18 protein-coding genes are annotated in these 19,100 nt (G+C 56.4%); 4 read left to right on the top strand and 14 right to left on the bottom strand.

The window, feature by feature from the left end:
* Window positions 1–39: 39 nt before the first annotated feature.
* From nifJ to Q7L05_RS02280, 6 genes are all read right to left on the bottom strand, one after another.
* Window positions 40–3,633 (bottom strand): pyruvate:ferredoxin (flavodoxin) oxidoreductase, encoded by a 3,594-nt coding sequence (gene nifJ, locus Q7L05_RS02255; protein ID WP_303901303.1) that lies wholly within the window; start codon window positions 3,631–3,633, stop codon window positions 40–42.
* 664 nt (window positions 3,634–4,297) lie between these two features.
* Window positions 4,298–4,546 carry a reverse transcriptase domain-containing protein gene (locus Q7L05_RS02260; RefSeq protein WP_303901305.1) on the bottom strand — a complete coding sequence of 83 codons (249 nt, stop codon included), beginning with the start codon at window positions 4,544–4,546 and terminating at the stop codon, window positions 4,298–4,300.
* A 428-nt stretch (window positions 4,547–4,974) separates the two neighbouring features.
* Window positions 4,975–7,812, bottom strand: a complete 2,838-nt coding sequence (locus tag Q7L05_RS02265; RefSeq protein WP_303901307.1) for a hypothetical protein — start codon at window positions 7,810–7,812, stop codon at window positions 4,975–4,977.
* 366 nt (window positions 7,813–8,178) lie between these two features.
* A complete protein-coding gene (locus Q7L05_RS02270; RefSeq protein WP_303901309.1) occupies window positions 8,179–8,484 on the bottom strand; it encodes a hypothetical protein in 306 nt (101 codons plus the stop codon).
* A gap of 560 nt (window positions 8,485–9,044) precedes the next feature.
* On the bottom strand, window positions 9,045–9,689 hold the full coding sequence (locus Q7L05_RS02275) for a hypothetical protein (protein WP_303901311.1): 645 nt from the start codon (window positions 9,687–9,689) through the stop codon (window positions 9,045–9,047).
* Entirely contained in the window at window positions 9,686–10,294 is a 609-nt protein-coding gene (locus Q7L05_RS02280) for a hypothetical protein (protein ID WP_303901313.1), read from the bottom strand. Before Q7L05_RS02280 ends, Q7L05_RS02275 begins: the two co-directional genes overlap by 4 nt.
* Before the next feature lie 191 nt (window positions 10,295–10,485).
* Here Q7L05_RS02280 and Q7L05_RS02285 point away from each other — a divergent pair, with 191 nt between their 5' ends.
* From Q7L05_RS02285 to Q7L05_RS02295, 3 genes are all read left to right on the top strand, one after another.
* On the top strand, window positions 10,486–10,833 hold the full coding sequence (locus Q7L05_RS02285; RefSeq protein ID WP_303901315.1) for a hypothetical protein: 348 nt from the start codon (window positions 10,486–10,488) through the stop codon (window positions 10,831–10,833).
* 258 nt (window positions 10,834–11,091) lie between these two features.
* Entirely contained in the window at window positions 11,092–11,532 is a 441-nt protein-coding gene (locus tag Q7L05_RS02290; protein ID WP_303901317.1) for a pyridoxamine 5'-phosphate oxidase family protein, read from the top strand.
* Entirely contained in the window at window positions 11,529–13,712 is a 2,184-nt protein-coding gene (locus tag Q7L05_RS02295) for a PEP/pyruvate-binding domain-containing protein (protein WP_411293306.1), read from the top strand. Before Q7L05_RS02290 ends, Q7L05_RS02295 begins: the two co-directional genes overlap by 4 nt.
* Before the next feature lie 366 nt (window positions 13,713–14,078).
* Here the strand turns inward: Q7L05_RS02295 and Q7L05_RS02300 are convergent, their stop codons facing one another.
* Window positions 14,079–14,792, bottom strand: a complete 714-nt coding sequence (locus tag Q7L05_RS02300) for a transposase (protein WP_411293307.1) — start codon at window positions 14,790–14,792, stop codon at window positions 14,079–14,081.
* A gap of 29 nt (window positions 14,793–14,821) precedes the next feature.
* The gene (locus tag Q7L05_RS17390; protein ID WP_317623079.1) at window positions 14,822–15,055 is read right to left on the bottom strand and encodes a helix-turn-helix domain-containing protein; all 234 of its coding nucleotides are present in this window, start codon (window positions 15,053–15,055) and stop codon (window positions 14,822–14,824) included.
* Between the two features lie 103 nt (window positions 15,056–15,158).
* Here Q7L05_RS17390 and Q7L05_RS02305 point away from each other — a divergent pair, with 103 nt between their 5' ends.
* A complete protein-coding gene (locus Q7L05_RS02305) occupies window positions 15,159–15,404 on the top strand; it encodes a hypothetical protein (RefSeq protein ID WP_303901323.1) in 246 nt (81 codons plus the stop codon).
* Window positions 15,405–15,693: 289 nt separating this feature from the next.
* Here the strand turns inward: Q7L05_RS02305 and Q7L05_RS02310 are convergent, their stop codons facing one another.
* The 6 genes from Q7L05_RS02310 to Q7L05_RS02335 form a co-directional block, all read right to left on the bottom strand.
* Window positions 15,694–16,149 (bottom strand): hypothetical protein, encoded by a 456-nt coding sequence (locus Q7L05_RS02310; protein WP_303901325.1) that lies wholly within the window; start codon window positions 16,147–16,149, stop codon window positions 15,694–15,696.
* Window positions 16,113–16,592 (bottom strand): type II toxin-antitoxin system HicB family antitoxin, encoded by a 480-nt coding sequence (locus Q7L05_RS02315; protein WP_303901328.1) that lies wholly within the window; start codon window positions 16,590–16,592, stop codon window positions 16,113–16,115. Before Q7L05_RS02315 ends, Q7L05_RS02310 begins: the two co-directional genes overlap by 37 nt.
* A complete protein-coding gene (locus tag Q7L05_RS02320; protein WP_303901331.1) occupies window positions 16,589–16,837 on the bottom strand; it encodes a type II toxin-antitoxin system HicA family toxin in 249 nt (82 codons plus the stop codon). Before Q7L05_RS02320 ends, Q7L05_RS02315 begins: the two co-directional genes overlap by 4 nt.
* Before the next feature lie 363 nt (window positions 16,838–17,200).
* Window positions 17,201–17,401: an addiction module protein gene (locus Q7L05_RS02325; protein ID WP_303901333.1), complete on the bottom strand. Its 201-nt coding sequence runs from the start codon at window positions 17,399–17,401 to the stop codon at window positions 17,201–17,203.
* Window positions 17,402–17,429: 28 nt separating this feature from the next.
* Window positions 17,430–17,627, bottom strand: coding sequence for a hypothetical protein (locus Q7L05_RS02330; RefSeq protein WP_303901336.1), 198 nt, complete (start codon window positions 17,625–17,627; stop codon window positions 17,430–17,432).
* Between the two features lie 211 nt (window positions 17,628–17,838).
* Window positions 17,839–19,100, bottom strand: a 1,262-nt coding sequence (locus tag Q7L05_RS02335) for a dihydrolipoyl dehydrogenase family protein (RefSeq protein ID WP_303901339.1), incomplete at its 5' end; no start/stop codon positions are given.

Genomic DNA, 19,100 nt, shown 5'->3' on the forward strand with positions numbered 1-19,100 from the left:
AGTTAACGAATCGGAAGCGATTGGCTTCAGGTCCATCGTTTAATCCTTGTCATCCTCCGTCCTGGGCTGCTGATAATCCATCGCCGCCAGCTGTTCGTAGTGGCGGTAGCGGGCCACGGCCTCAACCTGCGACTCGTGCAGGAACCGCTCGGCATTATCCGGGTGGCTATGCCAGAGCATACTGAAGCGGGTCTCATTGGAGACGAAGTCACGATACCCGATGGAGGGTTTCTTCGAATCGAGCTGCAGCGGGTTTTGGCCCTGGTCGATGCGCCGCGGGTCGTAACGCAACAAGGGCCAGTGGCCGCTGCGCACGGCCAGGTCCTGCATCTCATGGTTGTGGACCATGTCATTTCCCCAGGCGATGCAGGGGGCGTAGGCGATGATAATCGACGGGCCGTCATAGGACTCGGCCTCGAGAAAGGCACGCAGGGTCTGGGTATCCTTGCCGGCGTAGGCGACCTGGGCGACATAGACGTTCTCGTAGCTCATGGCCACCATCGCCAGATCCTTCTTCGCCCCCGGTTTACCCCCGGCGGAAAACTTGGCCACGGCACCGCGCGGGGTCGCCTTGGAGGTCTGTCCACCGGTGTTGGAGTAGACCTCGGTGTCCAGCACCAGGATGTTGACGTTGCGCCCGGAGGCAAGCACGTGATCCAGGCCGCCGAAACCGATGTCGTAGGCCCAGCCGTCGCCGCCAACGATCCAGACGCTCTTTTTTACCAGATAGCCAGCAATGCTTTCGAGCCGCCGGGCCTCCGGCTTATCGATGCCATTGAGTATCTCCAGCAGTTCGGTGACCCGTTCACGCTGGTCATGAATGCCGCTTTCACTGCTCTGGTCCGAGTCGAGCAGTGCCTCGACTCGCTCCTCGCCGATATCAGCTTTTAGCGACTCGAGCAGCTCACAGGCGAACTCCGCCTGCTTGTCGACTGCCACGCGCATACCCAGACCGAATTCGGCATTATCCTCGAACAGCGAGTTGTTCCAGGCGGGACCGCGGCCCTCGGGATTCTTTGCCCACGGAGTGGTAGGCAGATTGCCACCGTAGATGGATGAGCAGCCGGTGGCGTTGGCCACCATCATGCGATCACCGAACAGCTGACTGGCGAGCTTGAGATAGGGAGTCTCGCCGCAGCCCGAGCAGGCGCCGGAAAACTCGAACAGCGGCTGCGTCAGCATCGCATCCTTGATGACATTGCGACGCAGCTTGCGCCGGTCGTATTCGGGCAGGCTGAGGAAAAAATTCCAATTCTCCCGCTCCTGCTCCCGCCGTGGCGGTTGCGGCACCATATTGAGGGCGCGGCGCCCCGGAATTTTCTTGTCCTTGACCGGACAGATGTCGACACAGAGGCCGCAACCTGTGCAATCCTCGGGCGCTACCTGATAACTGATGTGCCAGCCCTCGGGAAACTCCTTGCCCTTGATCGGTACGTGTTTGAAGGTTTTCGGTGCCTCCCTTGCCAGCTCCGGGTCGAACACCTTGCTGCGAATGACGCCGTGCGGACAGACGAAGGGGCACTTGCCGCAATGGATGCAGAGCTCTTCGTCCCACTCCGGGATCTCCAGCGCGATATTGCGTTTTTCCCACCTGGCGGTGCCGGTGGGATAGGTGCCGTCGTCGGGCAGAAGGCCCACCGGCAGGGCATCGCCACGCCCGGCGATAATCTCGGCTGTGACCTTCTGCACGAACTCCGGCGCCGTGGCCGGGACCACCGGCGGCCTTTCAAAGTCGCTGCTGACCGTGCCCGGAATGGTGACCTGATGGAAGTTGACAAGGGCTTCGTCGATGGCGCGAAAATTAATCTCCACCAACTTTCTACCCTTTTTGCCGTAGCTCCTCTCCACCGCATCCTTGATAGACTGGATCGCCTGCTGCCGCGGCAGAATGTCGGAGATGGCGAAAAAGCAGGTCTGCATAATCGTATTGATGCGCCGGCCCATGCCGCTATTTTCGGCAACCCGGTAGGCATCGATGACATAAAACTTCAGTTGTTTCTCAATAATCTGCTGCTGCATCCGACGCGGCAGGATATCCCAGGCCTGATTCGCGGGCGCCGTGGTGTTGAGCAGGAAAACGCCCTCTTCGGCTGCCTTGTCGAGCATGTCGTAGCGTTCGAGAAAGACGCTCTGATGACAGCCGACAAAATGCGCCTGGTCATCGTCGATAAGGTAGGTCGAGTGGATCGGCTCGGGGCCAAAGCGAAGGTGCGAGACGGTAACGGCGCCGGACTTTTTCGAGTCGTAGACAAAATAGCCCTGGGCGTGCAGCTCGGTGCACTCACCGATGATCTTGATCGAATTCTTGTTGGCGCTGACGGTGCCGTCGGAGCCCAAACCGTAAAAGAGGGCGCTGACGGCTTTTGTCGAGGCATCGGTGCGGAAGGAGGCGTCCCACTCCAGACTGCTGTCACTCAGATCATCGTGGATGCCGATGGTGAAGCTGTTTTTCGGGTGCTCGGTCCCGAGTTCGTCAAATACCGCCTTGACCATCCCCGGCGTGAACTCCTTGGAGGAGAGGCCATAGCGGCCGCCGATAATGCGGGGCATGGATTTAAACGATGCAGCACCATTGGCTACCCCCTGCGCCAAGGCACCGAGTACATCCTTGTAGAGCGGCTCGCCGTCGCTACCCGGCTCCTTGGTGCGGTCCAGCACGGCCACGGAACCGACCGAGGCAGGCAACGCCGCGATAAAGTCCGCGGCATCGAAGGGACGGTATAGGCGCACCTTCAGCAATCCAACTTTCTCACCGCGGGCATTGAGGTGCCCAACCGTCTCCTCGACGGTTTCGGCTCCAGAGCCCATGAGGACTATCACCCGTTCGGCATCTTCAGCGCCGCGGTAGTCATAGAGGCGATACTGTCGCCCGGTTAGCCCAGCGAATCGGTCCATGCAGGCCTGGACGATAGCAGGCATCTTTTCGTAGTAGGGAGTGACACTCTCCCGCGCCTGGAAATAGACGTCGGGATTCTGGGAGGTGCCGCGTATCACCGGATGCTCCGGGTTGAGGGCGCGCCGGCGGTGGGCAGCGACCAGCTCATCATCGATCATGGCACGCACAGTCGCCTCATCCACCTCTTCAATCTTGCCGATCTCGTGGGAGGTGCGAAAGCCATCGAAAAAGTGGAGGATGGGGATGCGACTCTCCAGCGTCGCTGCCTGGGCAATGAGTGCCATATCCATGACCTCCTGCACCGAGTTGGAGGCGAGCATGGCAAATCCGGTACCGCGGGCCGCCATCACATCGCTGTGATCACCGAAGATCGAGAGCGCCTGGACAGCCAGCGAGCGGGCGGCGATGTGAAAGACCGTGGGACTTAACTCACCGGCGATTTTGTACATATTGGGCAGCATCAGCAGCAGCCCCTGGGACGCAGTGAAGGTGGTGGTCATGGCGCCGCTTTGCAGCGCGCCATGAATCGCCCCGGCGGCGCCCCCCTCGCTCTGCATCTCCACGATGTGTGGCACCGAACCCCAGAGATTTTTTCTGCCCCGCGCGGACCAGGCATCGGCATGCTCGCCCATGGGCGAGGCGGGGGTTATAGGGTAGATGGCGACCACTTCGTTGGTCAGGTAGGCAACATGGGCGGCTGCTTCATTGCCGTCCAAGGTAATCATGCGACGAGTCATGCGGTCTCCCGTGATGCTGGATTACTGGGCTTCCAACCACAAACAGCAGCATAACGCGATGTGCCAATAGTGCCGCTAGTGGAACCTGGAATCATCTACAATGCAGATGGGAGAGCGGTCCATTTCCTCCGATTTTTCATTACGCAGACCCTATTATACTCTTCGAAATCGCGAAAAAAACCGGATCTCTCTCCCACATGCCCGCGGAAACCCCGGTCAGACAGGCCGCTCCGACGAATTACACCCGCGCCCGAGCAGAGCAAAAGTGAACGAGTCGTATCAAGCGGGCCAAATGAAAAACGGCGCCCGCCCCCGGAAGCGCCGTTCGTTTCTCCCGCGCCCATTCCATGCCGGAGCTATTGGGGCCTGGATGGGGGCGGGTGGCCCAGGCCGGTTGCCCAGCCCGGGCTCCCACAGATCCGTACGTGCGCGCATAGCGCATACAGCTCCTCGGATAAATGCTTCGCTACGCTCGGCATACCGAGTGGATTGCTGTGGCCGGTCGGATTGGATAGCGCTCCAGCATTCGCTTCAAGCGCGCCCAGGTCATCACCCGCTTGCGATTACGCCGCGATAGCCAATAGCGCCACACGCAGTGCAACCGATGGCGCAGCGCGTTGAGGCTGCGGCTATTTCCCGTAATGCCGAAATAACCGCAGTGACCTTACAGTTTGCGGTTCAGTGCCTGGTGGGCACTGCGCCCGACGCGAAAGCCGTAGGAGTCGTCCGAGAAGTCCTGCTCGTAAATCCCCTCCAACAGCATGGCCACGGCGCGCTGCAGTACTTTGTCCTCCAGGGTGGGGATCCACAGGGGGGGGCGCGTTTCCCCCGGCCTGCCGGCTTGGGAATATGCTTGCGGCGCACCGCTGGCGCCCGGTAACGCTGGGTCTTCAGGCGCTCCAGCAATGAGCACAGGTTGACCTCCAGGTATTGCCCGTATTCCGCCCAGGTCTGGCCATCCACCCCGGGTGCGACGTCCTTGCGTGTGCGTAGGCTTCGCACAGCCAGTCCCGATCCAGGTGGTGGATCAATGAGGTGAACTCCATCTCGGAGGATTTGCGATGTAAATTTCGAAGTTCAATAGCACGGCTTCGCCGTGAGGGTTGCCCCGACCCGACGCAAGACTCGCTTATGGCTGCTGGTTAGCTCTGCCATGCGGGATTCGCACCCGCTGGGTTGCTAAAGAAGGTTTCCGCTGATGAAGTCGTTTCGTTCGCTTCCTCCTTCTACACGCTTGCTTGGCGCAAACCCCATTAAATTCCTTGCGGTATCCTCAATTTTCGGAATCAAAAAAAAGAGCGGGGCTCACGACCCGCTCTTTTTTGAAAGCTCTAGCCAGGCTTACGGCGTAGGCGCCGTAAACTTGAACCAGTCCACGTCACCGTCGGTCAGATAACGCTCAACCGGAGCATTAACAGTCAGACTGGTTGCGCTGGTTGCGTCACCATCCGGTTCGCCTGCATCCTCTGCCGCATCACCGAAGCCATCCAGGCTGGCTGCGGCATCGGTCACCTGAACCGTGTAAAACCCGGGTTCATAGCGTTCGACCACTCTCAGGTAGTAGTCCTCTCCGGCAACCAAATCCCAAATCAAAGATCGGCTGCCGCCTGTGGAATACTTTGAAGCAAGCGAGTAACCGTCAGGATCACTATACAGGTAGAAGATGAAGCTGCTGGACGACTCTGCGTACGCCTCGAACGTGTGGGTATAGACCGGATCCGTTACGGAGAGAGTGAACTCCGCACCGTTCTCGGTACCGGATCCGTCGATGTAAACATTGATAATCCCGTCCGACGGCGTGGTGAACTGGCAGGACTCCGGTTCCTTGGCTCCGGTGTTTGCACTCGAGCACAACAAGGTTGCCCCGCTGTCCTGCACCTCCAGTGCAAGGTCGTCAGTGACACTGCCGGCGGTCAGCGTGTACGTCCACCCCGAGGCGAGTCCTGAAACGGTATAGGTGCTGGTGCTCAACGGTGCCACCTGACCTGTGTGGGGCAACTGGGCCAGCGTCAGAGACATCGTCTCGGACTCCCCGACTTCATTGTCGCTATTGGTCACCGTCACTGTGTCATCCAGATAGGAACTGGAGTACGCACTGTCGGTGGTAACCATGCTTCCCACGTCCACCAGATACTCGATGGGACCGTCCAGCTCGGAATCGTCCTGGCCGTGCACGGAGATAGTCTGCGCCGAACTCCAATTGGCAGTTGTGAATTCCAGTGTGACCGACGTAACCGGAGTTTCGGGGCTGTCTCCGCCGGAGACCAGACCTTCGGTGGTGTCCTGAGGGCTCACGGTCACGAAGACATTAGCGGTTGGCTCGGACTCCAGTGCAACCGTAAAATCGCTCGATACATTCGGCTCCGAGGTGCTGACGTCCGTAGTATTGATCACCAGGCCCGCAGAATCATTGTCGCGCGCATAGACCGTCTTGGTCTCTGCCGGCAAAGCATCGTAGTGGCTGTCTGCGCTACTTGCGGGGCCTACCTCGATATCGACGGATGCCGTGCCGTCGTCGACGAAATCGTCTACCGCCTGCACGGTGATCGTTTTTTCGGTATTCCACTCCGCGATCGCGAAAGTGAGGTTGAGTGTGCTGACGAACACAGTTGGCGAATCCCCGCCCTGGATCAGCACCTGATCCGGCTCGTCCACCGTGACGGGAAGTATCACCTCGGCAACCGGCTTGGTGTTCAACTTGACGGTGAAGGTGTCGGTGGCTCCACCTTCGTAGGTATAGACAGACCCGCTAAAGGTGATCCCCGCCTGATCGGTATCGGCATTGGTAACCGAGACCGCCTGTGTCGAAAGTGTCGAGTAGTCGGGATCCGCCGTGGAGACGTCGTCGACCGCCACATTGACCGAGTAGGACTGACTGCCATCGATCTCTACGTCGTCTTGTCCGACGACGGTTACCGTCTGTGCCGTCTTCCAATCAGCGGTGGTAAAGGTCAGGCTGATGCTGTCCATGGCCGTGGTGGGCGAACTGCCGCCCTTGACGAACCCCTCCGTGGTGTCTTGCGAGGTCACATTGATCACCACATCGCCGGTCGGCTCCTTGGCAAGCGAGACGACAAACGCATCGGTACCACCGTCCTCGTCGGTCTGCAGGTCCGCGCCCTGGATGTTCACCCGGGCAGTATCGTCATCGACATTTTCTACCGCCACGGTCTGGGCACCCAGGCTCGTGTATTCGGATGCTCCAGTCGGAGCGCCGACAGTGAGGTTGTAGTCGATGTCCCCATCCAGCTCGGCTTCGTCTACCGGGTTGACCGTCACTGTCTGAGCGATATCCCAGTTCTCCGGGGTGAAGGTCACATCGAGTGTTTCGCTGGGGGTGCTCCCATTGAGGGACACAAGCCCCTCGCTCGCATCCGGACTGCTGACCGGGATGATGACATTCTCGGTGGGCTCGGTGTTCAGGACCACGGTGAAACCGGCCGTCTGCCCCCACTCGGTGGTCCGCAGCGGATCGTTCGCAGCGCTTACGGTAAACGCGGCGGTATCATTATCATTGTTGGTCACCGATATCGCGTCGCTGGTGAGGCCGGAGTAGCTTGTATCGGTGCTGCTGGCGGGGCCTACGCTAAGCTCATAGGTCGGATTGCCGTCGGCAATGTCATCATCGACACCGTAGACGTACACGGTTTTAGAGTAATCCCAGTCAGATTGGTCGAAAGTAAGGGTTTTTGTCGTTACCGAATCGCTGTAATAGTCAAACGTCCCTTCGGTCGGATCACCGATCTCAAACGGAATTTCGACAGGTGCGGAGGGCTCAAGGTTGAGCTTGACGGTAAATGCTTCCGATGATCCGTTTTCAGCCGTAGTGAGGCTGGTTTTTGAAACTGTGATCCCCGGAGCGTCCGTGTCGATGTTGGTCACCGAAACAGAGGGTTTGGCCACGTTGAGATAGGCCAGGTCCATCGACCAGATATAGGTTGCCGACACACCGTAGGTCTGATTGCCATCGAGTACTGAATCGTCCAGTCCTTTCACGTCGATGGCCTGGGGGACGTTCCAATTAGTCGGCGTAAAGGTCAAATCGACCGATTTCTCGAAAGAATACGCATCGTAGTACCAATATCCATCGGTATCGGAATCAGAAGCTATCTCTCCTTCGGTGGTATCGCGCGACTCGAAAGTCATCTCGACATCACTGGCAGGCTGAGTTGCCAGCATGACGGAAAAAGTTTCCACCGTCCCGTCTTCCGACGTAGTCAACGCTGTCTTGGAGAGAACGACGCCAGGCACCGAAGACGTACCCCCATCATCTCCTCCTCCCCCATCACCGCATGCGGCTAGTGTTAAACCAAGCACAGCGACTAGTGATGCTGGCAGTAATCCGGTAATTTCCATTTTTTTCTCCTTATCAGAACGACAGCGCCGGGCACGGCAATCCGTAGGAGGGGACTCTAAGGAATGCAAAGACACACAAATGTGACAGTGTTCACATAACATGTTAGATGTTAGGCAAAAAACAGAGAGGCTGCGGCTAATCGCGTGCTATTTTTGGCGGATAACTGGGATAACTCGGGTGAGAGTAACTTATTCCGCCTGTATAGGCCTGCCGCGCCTTCCGGGCGTCACCTGGCATCCAGTCAACTGCCCTGGCAAACCGTTAGTGGCCCAAGCCAGTCCCTTGTTGACACTTTGTCGGATTTCATCCAGCAGTATCCCTTCCACATGGGCCGCAAACAACGCCCGGTAGTTTTCGGGCCGTTCTTCCTTGTCCTTCCCGAGAGCGAGGTACAGCGTGTGAGGGGTGTGCAGCTTGCTCTCTTTTCCGAATCCATTGCAAAGATGGCTGGACCACATGTACTCGTCCGGCTTCGCCATCATATCGGCCCGCATGGGATTGAGCTCAATGTATCGTATAGATGAAGCAAATAGGATTCACTTTCGACCAGGCACGACTTATAACGGCCCTCCCAGGGTCCCGGTACGCTGATACGTCTAATTGAAATACCTCACGTACATCCGGCTGATAGCCTGCTTCATTCTCGACACGGCTTCGGGAGCGCGAGGCGTAAAGAGCAGGTGCACATGGTGCTCATCAATACCCAGGCATGCACTTGGACCTTGAGTTTGCCGGCGTACTCTTTGAGCCAGTGCAGATAAGCCCGCAACCCTACCGGGCTGCTCTTGGCCTTTTTGCCATTACTCAGCCCGCCATTCTACCCCACCGGTCGAGCTTACCCGATTAGTTTTCCTCTGACCCTGAGGAATCCTGATTAGCAGCCTCTTCCGAAAAAAGGTCAAAACTGTTCGTGTTCGGACGGTGGATAGCACGGCTGCGGAAACCATACGCCTGAAGAGCTGAAGCGCAAGTTGACCGAGCGCAAAAGGGCCAGAAAAACGGTCGCTCATATCGTCGCTCAGGTGGTCCCCAAAATCGCTCATAAGAACGACATCTATCCTGACCGAGGGGGTATGGGCTTGACGATTGCCTTTCGCAGTTTGTACTTTCCGCCGAACCGCGTGCGGAATTGCCTAACAGCACTCTTGTACTCATCAGTAAGCTTGACGCCCGTGATGGAGTTAAAGTCGTCGCGGGTGTACTTTAAGTTACCAATGTACACCGCTTTATCTCCTGGGCGAGCATCAATTTTCAGTCCGGTGGGCAGCAGTATCTCGCTGACAGCACCACGCCGGCCCAATTCGACGATGACTCTTCCATCGACAACGTATTTCAGATCCGCCGGTATTTTGAAGAAGAACATTTCGTCCAGTTTTGGGTTGATCAGAAATTTGTAGTTGCTGGCCTCCGGCTGGTTATTGAACTGAATCATCGCCCGATTTCTGTTCATGCCGCCGTAGCCAGCCAAATCGATGACCCCCGACGGGCTGAGTTCCTGTTCCTCCTTACCCAGCGCAGGGATAAGTTCGATCGTGCCCACTACGATAATTTCGTTGTCGGCGATGATACTGGAGGAATCCGCTTCTTTGAGCATTTGGCCGCCCATGGTGCAGGCCTGTAGCAGCAGCACGGCCATAACCAGGAATGCGGCGCGGTGGCCGGTGGTAGCATGTTGGAATGAATTCATAACCCTGTTCACTTCAGTTCCCTGAGACGCTTTTCAATCATTGCGATCTGGTGGTTGTAGACGGCCAAATCGCTATCCTCTTGCATGATCACCAACAGCTTGGTCAGTAGCTCTTTTTCAGATGGTGCCACTGCTGGCACCATGTCGAAGGAATCCTGCCTGAACATCGAACCCGAATCGATATTCTTGAATTTGTAGGAGCCAAGAAAATGCACACCTGGCTTCTTGATGACCCTAGCGGTCTCGTTCCTTCCCTTTCCACCAAAGTTGTAGGTATAGGTCGCGTTACTGTACCAGCGGGTATTCCTGCCGAACTCCTCCACCTGGATAGAAGCACTCTTATCTACGCCGATATGGAAAAAGAGGCCCTCCTCGACGCCACAGGAGTAGTAAGCCACCTCCGGCTTATACTGCTTTATGGAAACCCAATCGATGCCGCCCCAGGAAGGTGCATCCTCCATATCGAAATACCCGTAAACAACTGACAAGGTCTGGTCATTCTTATCGATCGGCGTTTTGGTCGAAAACAGCGAGCATCCACTGGATAGCAGGATTGCAGGGACTAAGAGGCAGATCCCGAGCAGATATCCAAGGTTCCGCGAATTGTTTTTTGACATGAGTGGGCCCTCCAGGCTCTCTTAATGGGTTCGTTTCTGGTTGTTTTCTCTTGAACCGCAAGGTTTTCGAGTATATCGAAAAAGCGAAGGGGATCGTATCTTCTATCGAGTGTTAGGCATATAGCCTCGCCTCATGGAGCCCAAGGAGACGGCATGCCCACCAACCCCTGTTACTGATAAGGAGCAACAAATTGTCCTTCCACAAGGTGCTCAGAAAATTGGTTTTGTTATTGGCTTTTTTGCCCGTTGCCAGCTTCGCAGCAGATGGTGAAGCCGTGGTACTTAGCTTCAGCAGCACCGATGTCCAAGCTGTCGCAGAGCGAGATGGTTCGTTCTGCCTCCAACTCAATCCCACAGCAGCCGCTCGTCTCCAACAAGTTACCGAGAACTCTTACGGGAAGCGCCTTGAGGTCTATATAGAGGGCATTCCTGTCTTAAGTGCTTATGTGAATACCGCAATCGACTCGGGCGTTATTGAGGTTCCCAATCCGCCGCCCGGTGTCCGCAGACGCCTGGAGCCCTTGCAACCGATGCAGTAAAGGCCAAGCAAAAGCCCGGCGAAAGTTGGGCTTTTCCGCAGCCAGGTTCGCCTTCCGCGCTTTGGGAGTTTTGGGTGACCCCATCATGGAACCGCTACATTATTCCCATGCCCCATGAAATTGCTTTTTCTATCAGTCTCTGCCGGGCCAAGAGAAAGGGGGGAGACCATGCTTGCGAGGGGTAAGTCGCGTTTCTTCTGCGAGGAATAGGACTACCGTGCGAACCGGCCGCCATATCCTGGACGAAAGGTGCGTGAAATGAGACTGAAAGAGAAGATTCAGAGTCTCCTGGGTTCCCAGAAGCTGGCGGTCCTTGCGACCAAGCGGGATGGTTGGCCGTACAACAATCTCATGGCCTTCGCCGCAAGCTCGGATCTGACCCGCTTCTATTTCGTAACGAATCGTTCAACCAGGAAGTTCAAGAACCTCAGTGAAGATGACCGGGCTTCCCTCCTGGTGGATGACAGGGAGAATACTCCCTCCGATTTCCACCGGGCCTGTGCGGTGACCGTGTTGGGCCGCACTCACGCCCTGGACGGTAAAAACCTGTCGGTCGCCAGGAGGCAATTGGTTGCCCGTCATCCTTATCTGAAGAACTTCGTGGATGCTCCCACGTGCCAGGTTTTCTGTTTCGAAGTTGAGGTCTATTATCTCGTCGAAGCCTTTGGCAACGTCAGCGAATACCGGCCCGAACCATGAGCGGGGTTGCGATTCTTGGTCAAGCCACCGAGTCTCCAGAATGGGGAGGCAAGGCTTTGGCTCTGGACCGGATGATGCGTGTGGGACTTCCCGTTCCCCGGGCGCTCTGTCTGACTGCTTCCTGTTACCGCCGTTTCCTGCTTAGCGATGGCCTCCAGGAACAAATCGGCATGGAGCTTTCCCGCAAACCGCTGGACGAGATGCGGTGGGAAGAGATGTGGGACGCTTCGCTACGACTCCGTACCGCTTTCTCGCGCGCTCCTTTCCCCGAGGAACTTCAGGCCGAACTGGAGCAGGCTATCCGCTCGGAGGGCCTGGACCAAATACCTGTGTCCGTACGATCATCTTCGCTGGCTGAGGACTCGACGCAGACGTCTTTTGCCGGCCTTCATGAGTCCTTCCTGAACCTGGTCGGGCTGGAAGAGATTCTCAACCATGTTCGACTGGTCTGGGCCTCGCTATGGTCCGATAGCGCGCTTCTCTATCGGAAAGAGCTCAAGCTGGAGGTGGAGAATAGCGCTATGGCAGTGGTCGTCCAGGAGATGGTGGCAGGAGAGGTTTCCGGGATTGGCTTCTCGCGTGCGCCGTCGGATCCGGAACTCGCAGTTGTCGAAGCGGTTCATGGCTTGAACGAAGGGTTGGTTTCGGGTGCGATTGAACCGGATCGATGGTTTCTCAGGAGAAAGGATGGGTATCTGGTTCGGAACCAGCCGGCTGCCCGCGAGGACTATTTCGTATCGCAGACCGGCTCGGGGGTGGCCCGGGTACCACTGCCTGAAGAACTGAAGAGCCGCACCCCTTGCGATGATGAGCTACTGCAAAGGGTGTTTGGGCTGATCATGGAATGCGAAAGGGAACAAGGTGATGCGCAAGACGTGGAGTGGACATCGCGTGACCGTACACTCTATCTCTTGCAGGCTCGGCCGATTACCACGGGCAAAGCACTTTCGGATTCGGAAGAAAAGGGCGATAAGAGAGCGTGGTATCTCAGCCTTAAGAAGAGTCTGGCTAGTCTGAAGGAGTTGAGGTCACGGATCGAAGAAGAGAGACTTCCGGCCATGACGCGCGAGGCGGATAAATTGGAGCAAGTCTCGCTTCCTGATTATCAAGATGGTCTGGCCGAGGTGTTGGCGCTTCGCCTGGAGGCGGAAGAACGATGGACCGCCATCTACTGGAATGAATACATTCCGTTCGCTCACGGAATCAGGTTGTTCGGAATGGTGTATAACGACCAGGTGAAGCCCGAGGATCCCTACGAGTTTGTGGGGCTTTTGGCAGGGCAGCGGCTATTGTCGCTCGATCGCAACCAAAAACTGATGCAACTTGCAGAATCTTTGAAGACGGAGCCCGGCTTGCTCGGCAGTCTTCGACAGGGAACGATTCCACCGGACAGCCCGCAGTCGAACGACATCCAGAATTTCCTGGAAGAGTTTGCGGTTCGGCTTGGAGGAAGAGAATCGGATTCAGAGACGTGTCGTCGTTTCGTTGGTTTTCTGCTCGAAATGAATACGGGAGAAGCTGTCCGGGCGCCCTCCCGGCAGGAGATCTCCGAAGAAAGCTTCCTGCTGGCCTTTCCTGAAGAACGCCGGGACTTCGCCCGTGAGATCCTGGACCTGGGCCGGGCCAGTTATCGCTTGAGAGACGACGATAACCTTTACCTGGAGCGATTTCGGCGCCTGGTCAAGGAGATCGTCGCGGAGGCGGTGAATCGCTACCTGGCGGATGAAACTTCGGCCTCCGACTGGACTGGGCAGCAGGTATTGGAATGGCTGAGAACCGGGAAGTCTCCAGACCGGGATACCGGTTCAAACCAGCCTTCCGGCGAATCGGCTGCGTCGGGCCCGTCGGAAAAGGTGCGGCAGCAGTATGGACAACCCGCCGGGCCGGGCTATGTCGAAGGACCGGCCCGCGTGGTACGGCACCGGGAGGATTTACTGGCTTTCCGGAAAGGTGAAGTCCTGGTCTGTGATGCGATCGATCCGAGTATGACTTTCGTCGTCCCTCTGGCCGCGGGGATCGTTGAAAGGCGGGGCGGCATGCTTATCCACGGGGCCATCATTGCAAGGGAATATGGCATTCCCTGTGTTACGGGTGTGCCCAACGCGGACCGATTAGTAGAGACCGGGGAACGGGTGTGCGTGGACGGGTTCCTGGGCCTGGTCACGTTCGGGGAGCCTTGACCTTGCCCATCCGACGCCTCGGCTATCCTTGCGATTCGCTAGGTTAGACAAGGATTCCTACCGCAAGAGCGGCGGAGTGCTCAAGCTTTAATCCCTCCGTCCCCTTTAACTATGGTCTACGCTTCGCCGTGTGGGTTGCTCCGACCCGACGCAAGACTCGCTTATGGCTGCTGGTTAGGCTCTGCCATGCGGGATTCGCACCCGCTGGGTTGCTAAAGAAGGTTTCCGCTGATGAAGTCATTTCGTCGGCTTCCTCCTTCTACAGGTGCTTGGCGCAAATCCCATTTATCATAATTGGGGTCAGAGTAACTTATTCTATCATAATTGGGGTTAGAGTATCATAATCATAATTGGGGTCAGAGTAACTTATTCTGTCTTTTTCGGCCTGCCGCGCTTCCCGGGCGTCACCTGACAGCCAGTCAACTGCTCGATCTGCCTGGCGAAGCGTTCGTGCCCCAAGGCCAGTCCCTTGTTGATGCTTTGCCGAATTTCATCCAGCAATATCCCCTCCACATGGGCCGCAAACAACGCCCGGTAGTTTTCCAGCCGTTCCCCCTTGTCCTTCCCGAGCGCCAGGTACAGCGCGTGAGGGGTATGCAGCTTGCTCTCTTTTCCGAACGCGTTACAGGGATAACTGGACCACGTGTACTCGTCCGGCTGCGTCACCATGTCTGCTCGCACGGGATTAAGCTCAATGTATCGGTACAGATGAAGCAAATAGGATTCGCTTTCGACCAGACACGACTTATAACGCCCCTCCCACAGAGTCCCGGTACGCTGATACGTGTAGTTGAAATACCTCACGTACATCCGGCCGAGGGCCTGCATCATTCGCGACATGGCTTCGGGAGCACGAGGCGTACAGAGCAGGTGAACATGGTTGCTCATCAATACCCAGGCATGCACTTCGACTCTGAATTTGCCGGCGTACTCCCTGAGCCAGTGCAGATAAGCCCGCATGTCCTCTTCTGAGGCGAAACAGACCTGCCGGTTGTTGCCCCGCTGGATCACATGCTGCGGAACGCCTATTGGCGCTGCTTCAACCGGCCAAAATAGTTGTCGCCTACCGGTCGAAGTAATTGTCGTTCAACACCCGACGCCATTCCAGTCTATCGCTCCTCCCTGAATAGCTCACTCACATCCACTTCAAGCGCCTTCGCTAGCAAAGCAACCTCGGCATCTGTGATTCTTCGAACTCTCGCTTCGATCTTTCCAAGGGTCCCGCGGCTGATGCTCCAACCAAGCAGATTGCAGCGAGTTGCCAACTCATCCTGCGTCCAGCCCTTGGATTCTCGAATTTCCCGCACACGGGGGCCAATCAAATTCATTATTTGCTCCGCCATCGGAGCTTGATTCTGGCAAATAGCCGTGCGAATATTGCTCCGCTTTCGGAGCACCCAAGACAATTTATAGCTCAGGGACGGCGAACGCCTGCGTAATCGGGGTGTGGAACGGCTGAAACTGGAAAGTCCGAACGGAAGGGGAAAAGAAGTGAGGGAGTACAAACCAGGTGAGATTCAACGGCTGAAGGCCAAGATCGCGTCTTTAGAAGACCTCATCACCAAATGGCAACACGCGAACGATCCCGAATCCAAGTGGATGCTTTATCTGTTAAACGAGGTTTTGGAAATGGGCTACGCAAAATTGAAATATTTGCGACGGCGGGGACAACCCGATGAGCCCAACCGTTAATAGAGGGGCACCGCCAGCTGTGACCGAGGCCAAGTCAACGGCTGTCGAAACGACTGTGGGAGCTTCCGAAGGAATGTGCCTATTTTACCAGAAACACTGGAATTGTCAGCACTTTCGGGCAAACAACTCAGGCGTTGGGACGTGGTTAACTTGGTGCTTACTTTGATTTAGCTTGATGTTTCGTGGGGATTCCTCAGGGTCTGTCTCCTATTGTCCCCTATTATTCTAACCTATGAATTTTGTCGGGATCCCTCAGGGGCTGTCCCCTATTACTAAGCTGATTCTCCCTCTATCTGGTAGCTTTTAACGACCAGATGAGTTCCATCCCGCGAAGTCCCATTTTTTGGAAGCACAGCATTATAAATTCCCGATTAGCAGTGAAAATTTCATCCATGTAGTCTGTCACTAGCGCAGCATGTTCATCTTTATCAAAATCCTTTTCTAGCTTGTAAGCAGCACGAAACAGGAAATTAGCTATGAACACAGGCTCATCATCCTCTTCACTGCCCTCAGCTTTGGAAGCTGCTGCGATTGGCCTCCCTGTAAATTTGAGATCCAAATCTATCAAAAACGGAAAGCCTTCCCAGCTAATATCTTTTTCCTCAGGCAATAACAGTCCACCGCTTACTTCCAAACTGTAAGCCCCTTTTTCGTTTACTGCATTCTCGTCCTTGAGAATGCATTCGCTTTTTAGCATGCGTACAAGGCTTAATGTTGCATGCGGGTTTCCGGAATCATTTCCCATGTTTTCTCTTCCCCAAAGACATTTTCACCAAATTTATCTTCCTCGGGACTACGATATTCGTGAACATTTGTGATGTAGACTCTGCGAATGGGAGCATGCACCGGCCGACGAGCTCGAATAGCTGATTCGATCGCATTTTTCACAAAATCATTCAGGCTTAGTCCAGACTCAGCCGCAAGCATTGCTGCTTGTCTATGAAGCTGCGTACCTATGCGGACGTTAAAGGTCCCTTTCCAAGGTTTTTCCGGTTCATCGCCTAACTCTGCACAAGTCTGTAAATAATCATCCACAGACTCGCGAAAAGCCTCTTCAAGCTCCTGGACCGTATTAGCTTCATAGGTCACTAGGTCATCTATAAACAGGAGCTTGCCATGCAAGTTCCCCGACGAAAGATCGACTTCGACTGAACCCAAATAACCTTTGTATCTAAGTGCTTTGCTCATAGTAGCCCCACCTCTTCGAGGTGCTGTTTCACCTGCTTCAGGTACACCTGCTTGATCGTCTTTTCCGGATGCGGCTTATGTAGAAGAATTTTGCGACGCGTGCTTTCATGTACGAACCTGACGCGCGAACCACTCCCTTGAACAGGCTTGTAGCCAAGGCCCGTAAGAAGAGACTCGAGCTCATTCCACTCGAAATCAGCAGGAATCTCCTTAAAGCGCTCAACCAGTTTCTCGTGTCGACTCATTCCAGTATCGACCAACTCATAGGACAGTGCAACTAGATTTTAGTTGCACAGTACGCGTATAGTAACGAAAGTAACCGCTACTGACTATGGCAGCATGCCCTTTCGGAGGACCTCTAAGCACAGCCCATACTCATAAGCAATTGTTTTTAATTATAAATAATTAGGGTCAGAGTAACTATTCTACCCTTTGAGGCTTCACACGGCCCACCCAATAGTCCGGGCGCCGAAGTCCGATCCACGATTGACCGAATCGTCGTGCACCCTGACGCTTGGCAGATTGAGCGAGGAGAGGTGCGGCGCTGTCTGCTGCCATGCTTTCCTTATATAAGCTCCTCTATTCGATTGAAAGCGACCGTATTTTGATTATTGCGGTGGCGCACCATTCGGGATGCCGGACAACGTGCCGGCTCGATACGCCTGTAGACGCTTTTCCGCTTCTTCGTCCCATATGGCGTCAATCTCGGCGTCAGGCCGATCGAGGCTGCGCAGCAGACCGTCGACCATCGTGAAGCGGTCCTGGGGCTTCAGTTTGAGTGCTTCCTTGAGGAGTTCTTCAAGGCTCATGGGTCCTCCGACGATAGGATTATTGGGCTCAGTAGGGCAGGAGCCCTCGCCATTTCCCGAATCGGGCTTCCGCCTGCTCTTGGCTCAGTGTCCCTTCAGTGGCTGCGCGTTGCTCACCTTGCTTGATCTTCTCCAATACATACAGGTGGTACTGGATATCTTCGTAGCTACTTTCGTCGGGTAGGTTCTTAAGGAGCTGTTCGACTTCATTTTTCGCTGTCTGCATGCCCTTTTCCTCACGTCGGCCTTCCGTAACCATATCAGTTCCCAAACGAAAACGGCGCCCCGTTCCCGGAAGCGCCGTTCTCTTCTACCACGCCCATCCCCTAGGCATCAAATTTCGTAGGCCAGGGCTATTGATCCCCCCTCACCCTAACCCTCTCCCAAGGGGAGAGGGGATTAACGAATACGGCTCCCGGAGGGAGAGGGAACCGGCTTCAGGCCTTAGCCTTAGCCCTCTTCTTACCCCGAGCCAGCCGCGAATGCAGCCGTCTGGCCAAATCCCCAAACAACTCCGTCTGCGTCGGATGCGGATGAATCGCCTTACCAACCTGCTCCAGGGTCAGCTCACCGGCAACCATCATCACCGCTTCACCCACGAGGGTGTCGGCGTGGTCGGCGAGCAGGTGGACGCCGATGATCTTCTCGGAGGCCTTGTCGGCCACGATCTTGATGAGGCCGTGCTGCTCGTTGTTGATCATCGCCTTGGCGTCGATGCTCATGGGCACCTTGACTTCGACGGCGTCGATGCCCTTGGCCTTGGCCTGCTCGACGGAGAGGCCGACGAAGGCGGCTTCCGGGCGGGTGAAGATGACGCCGGAGTCCTTGGCCTCGTCGTAGGTCATGTCCTCGCCGAGAATGGTGTGGGCCGCGACCCGGCCCTGGGTGCCGGCGGTATGCGCCAGCATCAGGCCGCCGATGACGTCGCCCACGGCGAAGATGTGCGGCACGGAGGTGCGGCAGCGATTGTCGGCCTTGATGACACCGTCCTCCGTCACCACGCTGGCGTTATCGAGCTTGAGCGGCTCGAGCACCGGGCGCTTGCCGGTGGCCATGATGATGTAGTCGCAATCGAAGGTGTGCTCGCCCTCTCCATCCTCGTAGACCAGCTTCATCTTGCCGGGCTTGCCTTTCATGGACTTGGTGGCGGCGCTGGTCTTGATGGTGAGGTTGGGGTCCTGCTCCAGCACGGCAGTGAGGTTCTTGGCCACTTCCGGCTCGACCTCGGCCAGGACGCGCTCCGCCCGCTCCAGCAGCAGCACTTCGGTGCCGAAGTCCTGGAAGATCTGGGCCATCTCCATACCGATAGCGCCGCCGCCGATTACGCCCAGTTTCCTCGGCGGTTTCGGCAGGAACCAGACGGTGTCGGAGGTGAGCACGCCGCCGCTCTGCACGCCTTCGCGGGCACCCGGGACGGGCGGCACAAAGGGGGGTGCGCCGGTGGCGATGACAGCGCAGCCGAAGCTGATGTGACGGCCTTCTGAGTCGTCGCCCTTGGTGGCGCGGGCGTGCGGGTCCTTCTCCAGGTGCGACTGGTCGACGAAGACGCGGTGATCGGTCTCGAACCAGGCGTAGCCCTGGATGACGTCGATCTTCACGCCCTTGTCGGTGTTGAGCGCCATCTTGCCGCGCTCCTCCAGCACCCAGCGGCGGGTCTTCTCGAGCTGGCCCCAGTCGAGCTTGGCATCGGTGGTGTTCA

This window comes from Thiohalomonas denitrificans, assembly GCF_016841685.1.
Taxonomy (GTDB): Bacteria; Pseudomonadota; Gammaproteobacteria; order Thiohalomonadales; family Thiohalomonadaceae; genus Thiohalomonas; species Thiohalomonas denitrificans_A.